Annotated in this window: 16 protein-coding genes; 8 read left to right on the top strand and 8 right to left on the bottom strand. The window is 69.3% G+C overall.

Features of this window, described 5'->3' with window-relative positions:
* Positions 1–42 precede the first annotated feature (42 nt).
* The 3 genes from BMW54_RS10140 to purM are packed head-to-tail and all read right to left on the bottom strand — an operon-like array spanning position 43 to position 2,491.
* On the bottom strand, positions 43–741 hold the full coding sequence (locus BMW54_RS10140) for a DUF3108 domain-containing protein (protein ID WP_090055094.1): 699 nt from the start codon (positions 739–741) through the stop codon (positions 43–45).
* 56 nt (positions 742–797) lie between these two features.
* A complete protein-coding gene (gene purN, locus BMW54_RS10135) occupies positions 798–1,445 on the bottom strand; it encodes a phosphoribosylglycinamide formyltransferase (protein ID WP_090055092.1) in 648 nt (215 codons plus the stop codon).
* 8 nt (positions 1,446–1,453) lie between these two features.
* A complete protein-coding gene (purM, locus tag BMW54_RS10130; protein WP_090055090.1) occupies positions 1,454–2,491 on the bottom strand; it encodes a phosphoribosylformylglycinamidine cyclo-ligase in 1,038 nt (345 codons plus the stop codon).
* A gap of 137 nt (positions 2,492–2,628) precedes the next feature.
* On the opposite strand from purM, the gene BMW54_RS10125 reads away from it, so the two are divergent.
* The 3 genes from BMW54_RS10125 (at position 2,629) to hda (ending at position 5,579) form a co-directional block, all read left to right on the top strand.
* Positions 2,629–3,615 (top strand): DUF2066 domain-containing protein, encoded by a 987-nt coding sequence (locus tag BMW54_RS10125; protein WP_175472822.1) that lies wholly within the window; start codon positions 2,629–2,631, stop codon positions 3,613–3,615.
* Between the two features lie 99 nt (positions 3,616–3,714).
* A complete protein-coding gene (locus BMW54_RS10120; protein WP_090055087.1) occupies positions 3,715–4,881 on the top strand; it encodes an AI-2E family transporter in 1,167 nt (388 codons plus the stop codon).
* On the top strand, positions 4,878–5,579 hold the full coding sequence (gene hda, locus BMW54_RS10115) for a DnaA regulatory inactivator Hda (RefSeq protein WP_090055086.1): 702 nt from the start codon (positions 4,878–4,880) through the stop codon (positions 5,577–5,579). Before BMW54_RS10120 ends, hda begins: the two co-directional genes overlap by 4 nt.
* 32 nt (positions 5,580–5,611) lie before the next feature.
* Here the strand turns inward: hda and BMW54_RS10110 are convergent, their stop codons facing one another.
* On the bottom strand, positions 5,612–6,415 hold the full coding sequence (locus BMW54_RS10110; RefSeq protein ID WP_090055084.1) for an inositol monophosphatase family protein: 804 nt from the start codon (positions 6,413–6,415) through the stop codon (positions 5,612–5,614).
* Between the two features lie 132 nt (positions 6,416–6,547).
* On the opposite strand from BMW54_RS10110, the gene BMW54_RS10105 reads away from it, so the two are divergent.
* Positions 6,548–7,312: an RNA methyltransferase gene (locus BMW54_RS10105; RefSeq protein ID WP_090055083.1), complete on the top strand. Its 765-nt coding sequence runs from the start codon at positions 6,548–6,550 to the stop codon at positions 7,310–7,312.
* A gap of 116 nt (positions 7,313–7,428) precedes the next feature.
* Here BMW54_RS10105 and BMW54_RS10100 read toward each other — a convergent pair whose 3' ends face one another.
* Both BMW54_RS10100 and BMW54_RS10095 read right to left on the bottom strand, forming a co-directional pair.
* Positions 7,429–8,037, bottom strand: a complete 609-nt coding sequence (locus BMW54_RS10100; RefSeq protein WP_090055081.1) for an exopolysaccharide biosynthesis protein — start codon at positions 8,035–8,037, stop codon at positions 7,429–7,431.
* A gap of 49 nt (positions 8,038–8,086) precedes the next feature.
* Entirely contained in the window at positions 8,087–9,409 is a 1,323-nt protein-coding gene (locus BMW54_RS10095; protein ID WP_090055080.1) for a hemolysin family protein, read from the bottom strand.
* Positions 9,410–9,560: 151 nt separating this feature from the next.
* On the opposite strand from BMW54_RS10095, the gene BMW54_RS10090 reads away from it, so the two are divergent.
* Together BMW54_RS10090 and BMW54_RS10085 are read left to right on the top strand one after the other, a co-directional pair.
* Positions 9,561–10,190, top strand: a complete 630-nt coding sequence (locus BMW54_RS10090) for a DUF47 domain-containing protein (protein WP_090055078.1) — start codon at positions 9,561–9,563, stop codon at positions 10,188–10,190.
* A gap of 13 nt (positions 10,191–10,203) precedes the next feature.
* A complete protein-coding gene (locus BMW54_RS10085) occupies positions 10,204–11,328 on the top strand; it encodes an inorganic phosphate transporter (protein WP_090055076.1) in 1,125 nt (374 codons plus the stop codon).
* A gap of 20 nt (positions 11,329–11,348) precedes the next feature.
* On the opposite strand, the gene BMW54_RS10080 is transcribed toward BMW54_RS10085, so the two are convergent.
* Positions 11,349–11,753 (bottom strand): hypothetical protein, encoded by a 405-nt coding sequence (locus BMW54_RS10080; protein WP_090055074.1) that lies wholly within the window; start codon positions 11,751–11,753, stop codon positions 11,349–11,351.
* 73 nt (positions 11,754–11,826) lie between these two features.
* On the opposite strand from BMW54_RS10080, the gene BMW54_RS10075 reads away from it, so the two are divergent.
* Positions 11,827–12,195 carry an MGMT family protein gene (locus BMW54_RS10075; RefSeq protein WP_090055900.1) on the top strand — a complete coding sequence of 123 codons (369 nt, stop codon included), beginning with the start codon at positions 11,827–11,829 and terminating at the stop codon, positions 12,193–12,195.
* Positions 12,196–12,198: 3 nt separating this feature from the next.
* On the opposite strand, the gene BMW54_RS10070 is transcribed toward BMW54_RS10075, so the two are convergent.
* On the bottom strand, positions 12,199–12,486 hold the full coding sequence (locus BMW54_RS10070; RefSeq protein WP_090055072.1) for a type 1 fimbrial protein: 288 nt from the start codon (positions 12,484–12,486) through the stop codon (positions 12,199–12,201).
* Between the two features lie 179 nt (positions 12,487–12,665).
* Here BMW54_RS10070 and recQ point away from each other — a divergent pair, with 179 nt between their 5' ends.
* Entirely contained in the window at positions 12,666–14,483 is a 1,818-nt protein-coding gene (gene recQ / locus BMW54_RS10065) for a DNA helicase RecQ (RefSeq protein WP_090055070.1), read from the top strand.
* The last annotated feature ends 49 nt before the right edge of the window (positions 14,484–14,532 follow it).

Raw genomic sequence — 14,532 nt, 5'->3', positions numbered from 1 at the left:
CGCGCGGGCTTTTTTTTGGGGCCTGTCGCAGAACCGCGCCGCTTACTTCCCGCTGTAGCTCACGAGTTCCAGCGTCAGGTCGCCGCCGTCGGTCTGGGCCAGCTTCACGGGCACCGGGTACTTCTTCGGAACATACCAGGCGGTGAAGCCGCGCTTCTCGTCCACGCGGTCGACGCGGACCGCGTTGAAGGTGCCGGCTTCGACCTTGACCTGCTCGTTCGCCGCCGCCCTGAACTGCTGGTTCTCCACCGCCTGCTTCACCGCGACAGGCAGCGTGACGTCCTTCTGTCCGGCTCCGAGCGCCACGCCCAGCGCGAGCGGAAGCGTGTTGCGATCGACCATGCCCGGCACCGACGCGTAGCTGTAGCTCTTCTTGTTGTCCTGGACCTGCACCGTGGCGCCCTGGACGGTGACCTCGCGCGTCTTCGGCTTGATCGCCTGCATGTCGTACCTATAGCTGACCAGCTGCGGCACGTTGCCGGCCCAGCTGAAGCGCGAGGTCTCCGACACGCTGGCGCCGAGCATCGCCGCGATGCCCGCCGTGCCCTTGCTCTGGTTCGTGTATTCGAACTGGCCGTTGCCGGTGGGCTTGAGCTGGATCGTCGCGGTGCCGAGCGGGCTGCCGCCCTGGAGCACGTTGTAGGTGGCCGTGAAGGCCTGCGGCACGCTCGCGGCGAAGGCGGCGGCGGGCAGGGCGAGGGCCAGCGCGAAGCCGGCGCGAAGCAGGGTAGTGGTCTTCATGCCGTCGAGTTTAGCGACGGCGGCTGAACGGAACGTAGGGCGCGACCCTCAGGCCGTCACAGGTCGGCGAGACGCAGGGGAGACGTCAACGCCTGCCCGTCGAACACCGGGCCACCGTGCCAGCGCAGGCGTCCCGACGCGATGGCCGCGACGACGGCGGGCAGGAGCCGGTGTTCCTCGACCAGCAGGCGTTCCGCGAGATCGGCCTCGGTGTCGCCCGGGTGGACCGGGATGCGCGCCTGGGCCACCACCGGTCCGCCGTCCAGTTCGGCGGTGACGAAATGCACGCTGGCGCCGTGTTCGGTGTCGCCGGCCTCGAGGCAGCGACGATGCGTGTGCAGCCCGCGGTACTTGGGCAGCAGCGACGGATGCACGTTGATCGCACGGCCTTCCCACGCGGCGACGACGGCCGCGTCGACGATGCGCATGTAGCCGGCCAGCACGAGGAGATCGGCGCCGCTGTCGGCGACCCGGCCGAACAGCGCCGCGTCGAAGTCGGCGCGGGTGGCGTAATCCTTTGGCGAGAGCGCGACGGTGGGGATGCCCGCGTCACGGGCGACCGCGAGCGCGCCGGCCTGCGCCTTGTCGCCGCCGACCAGGGTGAATTCCACCGGCAGCCGGCCGGCGTCGCGCGCGGCGATGAGCGCGGCGAGGTTGCTGCCTCGCCCGGAGGCGAGCGCGGCGACGCGCAACGGACGATCCATGGCCGCGATCAGGCGATGTGCACGCGCTCGCCGCCCGTGGCGGCGACGACGGAACCGATCGTCCAGCTGGCGAGGCCGTGCGCGGCGAGCGCGGCCTTCGCGGCCTCGACCTGGTCCTGCGCCAGCAGCACCGTGAAGCCGATGCCGCAGTTGAACGTACGCCACATCTCCTCGCGGGCGACGTTGCCTTCGCGCTGCAGCCACTGGAACACGGGCGGCAGTTCCCAGCTCGACGCGTCGATCGCCAGGCCGAGGCCCTCGGGCACGACGCGGATGATGTTCTCGGTGAGGCCACCACCGGTGATGTGGGCCATGCCGTGGACGTCGACCTTGCCGATCAGTTCGAGCATCGGCTGCACGTAGATCGTCGTCGGAGCCATCAGCGCGTCGACCAGCTTCACGCCACCGACCTCGGTCTCCAGCGGCGAACCGGCGCGCTCGAGGATGCGACGGATCAGCGAGTAGCCGTTCGAATGCGGACCCGAGGACGCGACGCCGAGGATGACGTCGCCGGCGACGATCGACGAGCCGTCGTTCATCGCGGACTTCTCGACCGCGCCGACGGTGAAGCCGGCCAGGTCGTACTCGCCCGGCGGATACATGTCCGGCATCTCGGCGGTCTCGCCGCCGATCAGGGCGCAGCCCGCCAGCTCGCAGCCGCGCGCGATGCCGCCGACGACCGCCGCGGCGGTGTCGACGTCGAGCTTGCCGGTCGCGAAGTAATCGAGGAAGAAGAGCGGTTCGGCGCCCTGCACGAGCACGTCGTTGACGCACATGCCGACCAGGTCGATGCCGATCGTGTCGTGCCGGCCCAGCTGCTGGGCGAGCTTGAGCTTGGTGCCCACGCCGTCCGTGCCGGAGACCAGCACCGGCTCCCTGTAACGGCCGGAAAGGTCGAACAGGCCGCCGAAGCCGCCCAGTCCACCCATCACCTCGGGCCGGAACGTCCGCTTGACCAGCGGCTTGATGCGCTCGACGAGGGCATTGCCGGCATCGATGTCGACGCCAGCGTCGCGGTAGGTGAGGGAGCCCTGGTCGGAGGACATAAGCGGTACCGGCGCGTATTGGAAACCGCGCATGATAGCAGCAAGCGGCCCGCGGGCCCGTCCTGCACGCGGTCTGGATGGACGCCATGGCAAGGTTTGGGCAGACTGCCCCTCTTGACGAAAGCGACGCCGAACCCATGCGCCCATTCCGCCTCATCGCCTCCCTGATGCTCCTCGTGATGGCCAGCCTCGGCACCGCCATCGCGCAGACATCCATCTATACGGTGACGGTACCGGTCGCGGACACCAGCGCCGCCGTGCGCGATCAGGCGTTCGCCACGGGCCTGACCCAGGTGCTGGCCCGGGCCTCGAACGGCGCGGACCCGCGCGGCAAGCCCGGTTACGCGGATGCGATGAAGCAGCCCGGCGGCCTCGTCCAGCAATACCAGTACGCGCGCACCAACGGTGCCAACGGCGCGCCGCTCAGCCTCGACATCGTGTTCGACCCGGGTGCCATCCGCCGGGTGCTGGCCGTCGGCGACGCCGCGGCCGCCGCGCCCAAGGCGCCGGTGCTGGTCGTCGCCCGCGACGCGGCGGGCAAGCTGCTCGGGCAGCAGGATCTCTCGCCGCTCGCCCAGATGGCCGATTCGCGCGGTTACACGATCGTCGTGCCGAAGGACGGCCATGCGCCGGACGCGAACGCGCTCGCCAGCGGCGACCCCGGCGCGGTGGCCACCGTCGCCCGTCAGTACAACACCGGTGTCATCCTCGTCGGCCGCATCGGCGACGACCAGACCGACTGGACGCTCGTCTCGGCCGGCAAGACCACCAGCTGGAAGGACAGCGGCGAGGCCCGCGCGGCCCTGCTGACCAATGGCGCCAACGCCATGGCCGACAAGCTCGACCGCCAGTTCGCGGCGACCCAGGGCGGCAGTTCCAGTGGCAAGGTCTGGGTGTCCGGCCTGCGCTCGGCGGCCGACTACGCGGGTCTCCTCTCGACCTTCGGCAACGACCCGGCCGTGAAGACCGTGGCTCCGGTCGGCGCCACGGCCGACGGCGTCCTGCTCGCGGTCAGCGCCAACGCGCCGCTGGCGCGACTGGTCGCAGGCTATGCGTCCGGCGGCCATATCCTTGCCGCCGACGGCCACGACGGCGCCGACCTGGCGGTCCGCTGGGTGCCCTGATCCCGCTCGATTCGCCCAAACGGGGGGCGATCCGCGACAATCGCATCACCCGCGCACAGGGACCATGGGCGCGGGCCTTCACGCCGAAACTGGACTCGCATGACTCACGACACCTCGCGCCGCTGGCAGATGCTCGCGATCGCCGCCGTCATCATCTTCGTGATCTGGCTGCTTGCGCCGGTCCTGATGCCGTTCGCGCTCGCCGCGATGCTGGCCTACCTGGGCGATCCGCTGGCCGACCGCCTGCAGCGCCTGGGCATGGGCCGGACCTGGGCGGTGAGCATCGTGTTCACCGTGATCACGCTGGTCTTCATCGGCGTGGTCCTGCTGCTTATCCCGCTGATCCAGCACCAGTTCGAAAGCCTTTCGGAAAACCTGCCGCGCTACGTCGACTGGGTGCGCAACACCGCGCTGCCCTGGATCCAGACGCGCCTGCGCCTCGATCCGAACGTGTTCGACACGGACCGCCTGCTCGCCACCGTCAAGGAACACATCGGCTCGGTCGGCAGCATCGCCGCGAAGACGGTCGCCAAGGTCACGCAGTCGGGCATGGGCATCGTCACCTGGCTGACGAACGCCGTCCTGATCCCCGTGGTCGCGTTCTACCTTCTGCGCGACTGGGACACGATGATCGCGCACATCCAGCGCCTGCTGCCGCGTTCCATCGAACCGACGGTGGTGCGCCTGTCGCGCGAGTCGGACCAGGTGCTCGGCGCCTTCGTCCGCGGCCAGCTGCTGGTCATGCTGGCGCTGGGCGTCTTCTACGGCCTCGGCCTCACGCTGGTCGGCATCTCGATCGGTCCGCTGATCGGCATGGTGGCCGGCCTGCTCAGCTTCGTCCCGTACCTCGGCTTCATGATCGGCTTCGTCGCCGCGCTGATCGCCGCGCTCGTGCAGTACGGCGACTGGATGCACGTGATCCTCGTCGCGGTCGTCTTCACCGTCGGGCAGCTGCTGGAAGGCTACGTGCTGGTGCCGCGCCTCGTCGGCGGCAAGATCGGCCTGCATCCGGTGGCCGTGATCTTCGCCGTCCTGGCGGGCGGTCACCTGTTCGGTTTCCTCGGCGTGCTGCTGGCGCTGCCGGCCGCCTCGGTCGTGGTCGTGCTGCTGCGCTACGTCTTCACCCGGTATCGCGAGAGCGACCTCTACACCGGCACGCCGACGGGCGTCGTCGACGACGATGCGATACCCGTGGAGGTCGACATCGAGGTGCACGTCGGCACGGGCGGTACGCGTCCGGTGCTGCCCGACGACCGCGTCCCATGACGACACAGCTTCCCCTCGCGCTGCGCTGGCCCCGCCGCCAGCGGTTCGAGCATTTCCATCCGGGCGAGAACGCCGCGGCCGTCGACGCGCTGCGCGCGGCCGCCGAGGATGCCGCGGCGCCATGGGTGTTCGTGGCCGGCCCGGTCGGCAGTGGACGCACGCATCTTCTCATCGCCGCATGCCAGGCGGCGATCGACGCCGGCCGGACGGCCCAGTACCTGCCGCTGGCGGGATTGCGCGGCTCGCGCGCGGCGGCGGTCCGCGGCATGGCCGGAAGCGACGTGCTGGCGATCGACGACATCGACTCGATCGCCGGCGAAGCCGACGCCGAGCACGCGCTGTTCGACACCTTCAATCGCTACCGCGCTGAAGGCTGCACGCTGCTGTTCTCGGCTTCCGGTGCACCCGTGTCGCTGGACATCGCGTTGCCCGATCTCCGCTCGCGGCTCGGTTCGCTGACGCAGGCGGTGCTCAAGCCGCTGGGCGATGCCGAGCGGCGTGACGTGCTGCGCGAACAGGCCGGCGCGCGTGGCATCGAACTCGACGACGTCGTGCTCGACTGGCTCTTCGCCCACCACGCGCGCGACCTCGGCACGCTGCTCGATCTGCTCGACACGCTGGACCGCGCCTCGCTCGCCGCGCAGCGGCGCGTCACCGTGCCGTTCCTGCGCAACCTGCTTCGCGATGGCCACGGCTGACTCGCATCAGCCGTGGTGTCGTGACCTGACGCTTACGCCTGCAGCAGGCGTGCGGTCGCGTTCGCGCCGATGACCTGCGTCATGGCGGCCGCGACCTTGTGGTTCGCGGCGATGATGTTGCCGTTCTCGGGCAGGCCTTCGCGGCCGGCGAAATCGCCGTAGACGCCACCGGCCTCGCGGACGAGGAGGGCGCCCGCGGCGATGTCCCACACGTTGAGGCCCGGCTCGAAGAACCCGTCGACGCGGCCCGCGGCGACATAGGCGAGGTCGAGCGCGGCCGAACCCATGCGACGGATGTCCTCGGCTTCCTTCAGCAGCTCGGCCGTCATGGCCAGCTGGGCCTCGAGGTGGTTGCGCGCGCGGTACGGATAACCGGTGGCGATCAGCGCGCCGGAAAGGCCCTCGCGCTTGCTCACGCGGATGCGGCGATCGTTGAGGTACGCGCCGTCGCCCTTGCTGGCGGTGAAGAGTTCGTCGCGCAGGGGATCGAACACCACGCCATAGACCGGCTCGCCCTTCTCGACCAGCGCGATGGACACGCAGAAGTGCGGAATGCCGCGCAGGTAGTTGTGGGTTCCGTCGAGCGGATCGATCACCCAGGTGAGCGGACCCTTGCCGATCTGGCCGGATTCCTCACCGACGATGGCATGGGTGGGATAGGCGCGGCGGAGTTCCTTGACGATCTCGGCTTCGGCGAGGCGATCGACCTCGGAGGCGAAGTCCATCCGCTGCTTCTCGACGACCGTGAGGCCTTCGATGCGATTCATGTAACGCAGGATGATGTTTCCTGCGGAGCGCGCGGCGCGCGCCGCGACGTTGACGGCGGGTCTTGGCATGGGGATCGGCTTGGCAAAAGAACGGGGGAGGCGGTCGTGCCGCATCGGCCGGGAAGTTTAACACCGCGCCGCCTCTCGCCCAAGTCATTGCCGTTGTAGACTTTCCGGTCCCGTCGCCAGTCCCGTCCGCCCATGGCCCTTTCCGAGCTCCACGACCGCCTCCGCTTCGTCCTCGTCCGCACCTCGCACTCGGGGAACATCGGTTCGGCGGCGCGCGCCATCCGCACGATGGGCTTCGACCGGATGACCCTGGTCGCCCCGCATCGCTTCCCCGATCCCGAGGCGACGGCACTCGCGGCGGGCGCGGACGACGTGCTGGCCGGCGCGGCGATCCACGACGACCTCGTGGCCGGCCTCGCCGGGACCACGTTCGCGCTCGGCCTCTCCGCCCGCCGCCGCGGGGTGAACCTGCCGGAGCTCGACCCGCGCGAGGGCGCGGCGCAGGCCATCGCCGCCGCGCGCCGCGGTGAGCAGGTGGCTCTGGTCTTCGGCAACGAGCGGACCGGACTGGAGAACGACGAGCTGTCGCGCTGCCATGCCATGGTCCGGATCCCGAGCGTCGACGACTTCAGCTCGCTGAACCTTTCGCAGGCCGTGCAGGTGGTGGCGTACGAGCTGCGCACCGCGCTGCTGGCGGAGGAACAGGTGCCCGTCGTCGCCGAGGCGGACCCGGACGAGGTCCCGGCGGACGCCGAGCAACTCGAACGTTTCTTCGAACACCTCGGCAGGACGCTCGACGACATCGAGTTCCACAAGGGCCGCTCGCCGACCACGATCATGCTCAAGCTGCGCAAGCTCTTCCTTCGCGCGCGGCCGGAACTGCGTGAGCTGCGCATCCTCCACGGCATCCTCGCCGACGCCCAGCGCATGGCGGACGTCGCGCACAAGCGCGACTAGAACAGAACATTCGTGGGAGCGGACCTGGCCGCGACAGCTTTTCGCGAGGAGCGGCAGGTCCTGTGGCTCACCGCTTCGAAGGCATCGCGGCCAGGTCCGCTCCAACGGCCCCCTGCTCAGAACATGTCGCGGAAGAGCTGCACCAGCGCGCGGCTGAAGGTGGCCGAGGCGACGACCATCGCGACGGTCGTGATCCACACCGCGAGCAGCAGCACACCGTCGCGCTCGACCAGCGCGAAGGCGAACGCGATGAGCATGGCGCCGAAGACGTAGTTCGTGAAGGGAATCGGCAGCGCCAGCAGGATGCCGACGAGGATCATGATCGCGCCCGACACGAAGGTGAACGGGCGCCGCGTGAGCCGCTGCACGCGCGGCTTGCAGATGCGCTCGAGCCGGCGCGTGACGGGCGCGATGCGGTCGAGGAAGCGCAGCAGCCCCTCGCGCGACATCGTCCGCCGGCGCAGGAAGCCCGGGATCCAGGGATGTTCGAGGCCGATCAGCATCTCGACGCCGAGGGCGATCACCAGCACGCCCATGACGCCGCCGATGCCCAGCGGCACGGGGATGAAGTTGGGGATGGCCAGCAGCAGGAGGAGGAATCCGAACGCGCGGCGGCGCAACGGCTCCAGCAGCTGTTCGACGGTGATGCGCTCGCCCGGCGTGGACAGCAGTGCCGCCCTGAGCAGGGCGGCGGTCTTGTCTTCCCGGGGTTCCTTGGGCGTCATGGTCCGACTGTCGCCGCACGGGCTTGAACCGGCATTGAATCGATCCGGTTCATTCCGTGGCGGCGGCGACCTCGTCGGTGCCGACGCTGCTCACCAGCACCTTGTCGATGCGCGCCCCGTCCATGTCGACCACTTCGAAGCGGTTGCCCTGCCAGACGAACGACTCCCCGGCGCGCGGGATATGCCCGAAGTGCGTGGTGATCATGCCGGCCACCGTGCGGAAATCGTGCTCCTCCTCGTTCGGCAGCCGGTCGAGCTGGAGGAGTTCGCGCAGGTCGTCGGCGGGCAGGCCGCCGTCGATCAGCCAGCTGCCGTCGTCGCGGCGGACGATGGGGCCTTCGTGGGCGACATCGTCGGCCGCGGGCGCGGTGGCGCCGACGACGGCCGTCAGCAGGTCGTTCAGCGTGACCAGTCCCTCGATGTCGCCGTACTCGTCGACGGCGAGCGCCAACTGCGTGTCCGCGTCCCGGAACGCCTCGAGCAGGTCGAGGGCGCGCGCCGTCGCCGGCACGAACAGGGGGCGGGCGACGTGGGCGAAGAGGTCCACCGGTCCGCGTTCGAGCGAGCCGATCAGCGACTTGACCTCCACCGTGCCGATCACCTCGCTCTCGTCGCGGCGATACACGGGGTAGCGCGAGAACTGCGTCTGCCGGAGCACCTCGAGGTTGTCCTCGCGCGTCGCGGCCTGGTCGAGCCAGGCGATCTTCATGCGCGGGGTCATCACGGAGCCGACGGTCCGGTCGCCGAGGCGCAGCACGCGGTTGACCATGTTGCGCTCGTCGCTGTCGAGGATCCCCTGCTCGGCGCTCTCGGCCACGAGGAGGCGGATCTCCTCTTCCGTGGCGGCGGCCGCGGCCGCGCGGTTCAGGCGAAACACGCGCAGGATGCCGGTCGACAGGTGGTTGAGCAGCCATACCATCGGCAGCGTGATCCGCGACACGACCAGCATCGGCATCGCGATCTGGCAGGCGATCTTCTCGGGGGCGGACAGGGCCGCGCGCTTGGGCACGAGCTCGCCGATCACGATCTGCACCAGCGACATGAGCAGGAAGCCCACCAGCCAGCCGAGCGCGCGCGACCAGGGTTCGAACCAGGCGGGGGCGTCGCCGTGCACGATCTCCGCGAAATGCTCGCCCAGCCGGTCGCCCGCCACGGCGCCCGTGACGAGGATGATCAGGGTCATGCCTACCTGCACCGTGGACAGGAAGTGCTCGGGGGCTTCGGCCAGCTGCAGGGCGACGCGCGCGCGGCGGCTGTCGCGGGCCAGCTGCTTCAGGCGGCTCTTGCGCGAGGCGACCACGGACATCTCGGACAGGGCGAAGAACGCGTTGCCGAGGGACAGGACGAAAAGAAGGAGGAGTTCGCTGAGCATCGGGCGCTTATATAGCAGATGGCCTCGCGCGGTCGTGGACGTTCCCCGTCGGCAGGCGGATTCGGCCGGAACGCGTGGGCCGAAACCCATGCGCCCGGCCAGTCCGGTAACATTGGCGTCACAAATCCCCCAAGTTCCCCCAGGCGACCCCATGTTTTCACTCCAGACGATCTTCGGTAAGGGCGACAAGTTCTATGGCCTGCTCGAGGCGAGCGCCGAGGCCGCCCGCGAAAGCGCCCGGGCCATGCACGAACTGGTGACCAAGACCGACCGCACGCCGGTGATGGCGGCCTTCAGCACGGCCCGCGCCCGCGAGAAGGCCCTGCACGGGCAGATCGGCGAGGAACTGGTGAACACGTTCGTGACCGCGCTGGACCGCGAGGACATCGAGGCGCTGAACTCCGCGCTGTACAAGATCCCGAAGACCATCGAGAAGTTCGCCGAGCGCTACGTGATCGTCGCCGAGCGCCTGCAGGGCATCGACTTCAGCCAGCGCGCCGCGCTGCTGGAGCGCTCGGCCGACGTCGTCGTCGACATGATCGGGCAGCTCCGCCACGGCCTGAAGATCGACCCGGTCAAGAAGCTCCGCGACCAGCTGCAGGCCCTGGAATCGGAGGCCGATCGCCTCCTGCTCGATCCGTACCGCACGCTCTACGCCGAGAACTCCGATCCGCTGAAGGCGATCCTCGCGAAGGATCTCTTCGAGCTGGTCGAGAAGGCCGTCGACAAGTGCCGCGACGTGGGCAACGTCGTCTATTCCATCGTGCTCAAGAACTCCTGACGGCGGGCGTCCCATGAGCATGGTCCTCGCGGTCGTCCTGATCGCACTCGCGTTCACGTACATCAATGGTTTCCACGACACGGCGAACTCGATCGCCACCGTGGTCGCCACCAAGGTACTCACGCCCGGCCAGGCGGTCCTCCTGGCGGCCGTCACCAACCTCGCCGGCGCCCTCTGGGGCACGGCGGTCGCGGCCACCATCGCCTCGGGCCTGATCGACACCGGCGTCGTGGAGGTCGGTTCGCACCTGCTGATCAGCGCGTTGCTCGGCGCAACCATCTGGAACCTCATCACGTGGTGGATGGGCCTGCCGTCCAGCTCCAGCCACGCGCTGGTCGGTGGCCTTTGCGGCGCCGCGCTGGCGGCCGCCGACGGCAATTTCCACTCCATCATCTGGTGGCAGGGCGGCGAGCACTGGTGGCTTGGCAAGGGCGTCGTGCCCAAGGTCATCGTGCCGATGATCGTCTCGCCCTTCCTCGGCTTCGTCATCGGCTTCGTCATCATGGGCGGGCTCTACGCGTTGCTGGGCTTCTTCTCCAGCCAGAAGGGGCCGCTGCGCCGCTTCGGGCGCACGCCGTTCGTCAACAGCTTCTTCGGCAAGGCGCAGATCCTGTCGGCCAGCGCGATGGGCCTGTCCCACGGCATGAACGATGCGCAGAAGAGCATGGGCATCATCGCCCTGGCGCTGGCGGGCGCGACCGCCGCAGGCCAGTTCGACCACCTTCCCGCGTTCCTGCACTTCCTGCGCATCCCGCACGACCCGGCGGCGGCCGGCGGCTTCCCGATCCCGGTCTGGGTGAAGGTCGTCTGCGCGCTGACCATGGCAGGCGGCACGGCGGGCGGCGGCTGGCGCATCATCAAGACGCTCGGCCACAAGATGGTCAAGCTGCATCCGATCAACGGCTTCGCCGCGGAGGGCAGCTCGGCCGCCGTGATCCTCACCGCCTCGATGCTCGGCGTGCCGGTGTCGACGACCCACAACGTCTCGGCCTCGATCATGGGTGTCGGCGCGGCCAAGCGCTTCAACGCCATCCGCTGGTCGGTGGTGGAGCGCATGGTCTGGGCCTGGATCCTGACGCTGCCGATCACCGCAGGCATCGGCTACGGCCTGGTCAAGCTGGGCCGCCTGCTCTTCTGACGGGGCAGGCGTTCACGCGCCTAGAGCGCGTCGGCTTCGCCGTTGACCACTTGCTCGAGTTGGTCGCCCGTGGCGCCCAGTTCTTCGATGAGGCGGGCCAGCTCGTTCTCGTCGAGGTAGTCGTAGGGGCGGTTCTCGCACAGGTGCAGGTAGGGCGATCCGTCCAGATCGGCCTCCGCGAGATAGCCGGTGCGCTGTTCCCAGTTGAAGCGCAGGCAGCGGCGCGCGTCCACGCCGGCGAGAGGGCCGATGGGCGTCGACAGCCGCAGGAAGCGCTGCCCGTCGCCGTCCTCGAGTTCGGCCAGATAGATGCCCTGGTGCCGCCCGTCGGGCAGTTCAAGGTCGAAGCTGATGAGGTAGGGCTCGTTCTGGCGCAGCCGGTGAATGGCGCCTACGTGGGAGCGAATCGCCTCGAAATGTCGCATGACCGTCCACGGGTCCGTCGTCGGGACCACGATGGTACGCTCCCAGCTTCCAGCCGACATGCACGAAACCGCCATGGTTGACGACATCGACGACGACGAGGCCCGCGCGCTCCGGGCGAAACGGATCATCGAGGCGGTCGCCGCGATCCCGCGCGGTCGGGTGGCGAGCTACGGTGCGATAGCGGCGCGCGCGGGCTATCCGGGACGCGCACGGCTGATCGGGCGGGTGCTGGGTGACGCGCCGAACCGGCTGGACCTGCCGTGGCACCGGGTGCTTCGTGCCGACGGGAAGATCGGCATCCCGCCCGGCACGGCGGGATACCGCGAGCAGTGCCGCCGGCTCAAGGCCGAAGGCGTCGTGGTGAAGGACGGCCGGGTGCCCATGAGCGCGTTCGGCCTCGACCACGACCTCGACCGCGCGATCTGGGGTTTCCCGACCTGATGTTCAGCGCCAGGTGACTTCGAGTAGCCGCCACGCGCGGTCCGGATCGCGGGCCCGCGCGTAGTCGAACAGTTCCGCTTGAAGTCGCCCGTTTGCAGCGTCGCCGTCGAAGGCGACGACCTGCGCGGCGGCCTCGCGCGACCGTGGGCAGTCCAGCCGCATGTCGCGGACGGCGCAGGCGGGCTCGACGATCGCGCCATGGAAGGCGATGCGACCGCTGTCGGCCTCCGCGGCCGGCGCGATCGCGACGATGCCGCCCAGCAGGGCGACGATGGCAAGCGCTCTGTTCATGAGATCCCCCCCTCTTGAAGGATGTCAAACGCGTTGTGTGCGGGCGACGTGCCCGGCTCCATTAGCTGCCGATGGCGCCCAGAAGAAAACAACCTTCGTCGCAAATCGGTGTAGGCCTACACCCCGTTCAGCTGTCGTCTCGCTGCCGGGGCAGGGCGTCGGTTTGTTAGCATGCGTGGATGCAGTCCCAGGCTCTCGACCTCCTCCACTCCGTTTTCGGCTATCCCGGTTTTCGCGGCCAGCAGCAGGCCATCGTCGAGGCGGTCGCCGCGGGCGAGGATGCCCTCGTCCTGATGCCCACCGGCGGCGGCAAGTCGCTGTGCTTCCAGATCCCCGCGCTGATGCGTCATGGCACCGGCATCGTCGTGTCGCCGCTGATCGCGCTGATGCAGGATCAGGTGGACGCCCTCACCGAGGCCGGCGTGCGGGCGAGGTACCTCAACTCCAGCCTCGACGCGGTCACGCAGCGCGAGGTCGAGGACCTCCTGCTGGCCGGCGACCTCGACCTGCTCTACGTGGCGCCCGAGCGATTGCTCACCGGCCGGTTCCTCGCGCTGCTCGACCGCATTCCCATCGCGCTGTTCGCCATCGACGAGGCGCACTGCGTGTCGCAGTGGGGCCACGATTTCCGTCCGGAGTACCGTGGGCTCGCCTTGCTCCACGAGAGGTTTCCCGAGGTCCCGCGCATCGCGCTCACCGCGACGGCCGACGACCGCACGCGCGAGGAGATCGTCGAGCGGCTCGGCCTGCACGACGCACGCCGGTTCGTCTCCAGCTTCGATCGCCCCAACATCCGCTACCGCGTGGCGCCGCGCCAGAACGCGCGGCGTCAGCTCGTCGATTTCCTCGACGCGCACCGCGGCGAAGCCGGCATCGTCTATTGCCTGAGCCGGCGGAAGGTCGACGAGACCGCGGCCTGGCTCGCGGAAGCGGGTGTCGAGGCGCTGCCGTACCACGCGGGGCTCGACGCCGAGGTGCGCACGCGGCACCAGCAGCGTTTCCTGCGCGAGGACGGCGTCGTGATGGTCGCGACGGTCGCGTTCGGCATGGGCATCGACAAGCCCGACGTCCGCTTCGTGGCGCACCTCGATCTGCCGCGCAGCATGGAGGGCTACTATCAGGAAACCGGTCGCGCGGGCCGCGACGGTCTGCCCGCCGAAGCCTGGATGATCTACGGCCTCGGCGACGTGGTCACGATGAGCCAGATGATCGCGCAGTCGGAGGCCGGCGACGACCGCAAGCGCATCGAGCGACTGAAGCTCGATTCGTTGCTCGGCTACGCCGAAGCCACGCGTTGCCGGCGCCAGCTCCTGCTCGAAGCGTTCGCCGAGACCTATCCGGAGCCGTGCGGCAACTGCGACAACTGCCTGGTGCCGCCGAAGACGTGGGATGCCACCGTCGCCGCGCAGAAGGCGATGTCGTGCATCTATCGCAGCGGGCAGCGTTACGGCGCGGGCCACCTGATCGACATCCTGCGCGGCGACGCCAGCGAGCGCGTCCGTGAGCTGGGCCACGACAAGCTCAGCGTGTTCGGCATCGGCGCGGACTCGGACGCGACGCAATGGCGTTCCGTTTTCCGCCAGCTGCTCGCGGCGGGGCTGATCGAGGCCGATCCCGAAGGCTACGGCACGCTGCGCCTGTCCGCGGCGAGCGGACCCGTGCTCAAGGGCGAGCGCCGCGTGTCGCTGCGCGAGGACGCGAGGCCGGCCAAGGGTCGGCGCACGCCGGGCCGCGCGGGCCCCGCCACCGCCGGCGCGTCGCTGGGCATCGAGGAAATCGAGCAGCCGCTCTGGAACGAACTGCGCCGCGTCCGCGCCGAACTCGCACGGCAGCATGGCGTGCCGGCGTACGTGATCTTCCACGACGCGACCCTGCTCGCGATGCTCCGCGCGCTGCCGGCCAACGAAGACGAACTGGCATCGATCAGCGGTGTGGGCGAGAACAAGCTCAAGCGTTACGGAAAGGACTTCCTCGCGGTGCTCACGGCGGCGGGCTGACGTGCCTGTGGTTTGAGGCTATTCTGAAAATGCCGGAAAACATTGAGAA

Source organism: Luteibacter sp. 329MFSha, from assembly GCF_900111665.1.
Classification (GTDB): Bacteria; Pseudomonadota; Gammaproteobacteria; order Xanthomonadales; family Rhodanobacteraceae; genus Luteibacter.
The sequence above is the reverse complement of the archived record's forward strand: the minus strand, read 5'-3'. Positions and strand labels throughout refer to the sequence as shown.

Bases quoted from the DNA above. Each gene is read 5' to 3' on its own strand.
- BMW54_RS10090 (WP_090055078.1), top strand. From the start codon at position 9,561: ATGTTTTCACTCCAGACGATCTTCGGTAAGGGCGACAAGTTCTATGGC.
- BMW54_RS10120 (WP_090055087.1), top strand. From the start codon at position 3,715: ATGACTCACGACACCTCGCGCCGCTGGCAGATGCTCGCGATCGCCGCC.
- BMW54_RS10075 (WP_090055900.1), top strand. From the start codon at position 11,827: ATGGTTGACGACATCGACGACGACGAGGCCCGCGCGCTCCGGGCGAAA.
- purN (WP_090055092.1), bottom strand. From the start codon at position 1,445: ATGGATCGTCCGTTGCGCGTCGCCGCGCTCGCCTCCGGGCGAGGCAGC.
- recQ (WP_090055070.1), top strand. From the start codon at position 12,666: ATGCAGTCCCAGGCTCTCGACCTCCTCCACTCCGTTTTCGGCTATCCC.
- hda (WP_090055086.1), top strand. From the start codon at position 4,878: ATGACGACACAGCTTCCCCTCGCGCTGCGCTGGCCCCGCCGCCAGCGG.
- BMW54_RS10110 (WP_090055084.1), bottom strand. From the start codon at position 6,415: ATGCCAAGACCCGCCGTCAACGTCGCGGCGCGCGCCGCGCGCTCCGCA.
- BMW54_RS10080 (WP_090055074.1), bottom strand. From the start codon at position 11,753: ATGCGACATTTCGAGGCGATTCGCTCCCACGTAGGCGCCATTCACCGG.
- BMW54_RS10085 (WP_090055076.1), top strand. From the start codon at position 10,204: ATGAGCATGGTCCTCGCGGTCGTCCTGATCGCACTCGCGTTCACGTAC.
- purM (WP_090055090.1), bottom strand. From the start codon at position 2,491: ATGTCCTCCGACCAGGGCTCCCTCACCTACCGCGACGCTGGCGTCGAC.
- BMW54_RS10105 (WP_090055083.1), top strand. From the start codon at position 6,548: ATGGCCCTTTCCGAGCTCCACGACCGCCTCCGCTTCGTCCTCGTCCGC.
- BMW54_RS10100 (WP_090055081.1), bottom strand. From the start codon at position 8,037: ATGACGCCCAAGGAACCCCGGGAAGACAAGACCGCCGCCCTGCTCAGG.
- BMW54_RS10070 (WP_090055072.1), bottom strand. From the start codon at position 12,486: ATGAACAGAGCGCTTGCCATCGTCGCCCTGCTGGGCGGCATCGTCGCG.
- BMW54_RS10125 (WP_175472822.1), top strand. From the start codon at position 2,629: ATGCGCCCATTCCGCCTCATCGCCTCCCTGATGCTCCTCGTGATGGCC.
- BMW54_RS10140 (WP_090055094.1), bottom strand. From the start codon at position 741: ATGAAGACCACTACCCTGCTTCGCGCCGGCTTCGCGCTGGCCCTCGCC.
- BMW54_RS10095 (WP_090055080.1), bottom strand. From the start codon at position 9,409: ATGCTCAGCGAACTCCTCCTTCTTTTCGTCCTGTCCCTCGGCAACGCG.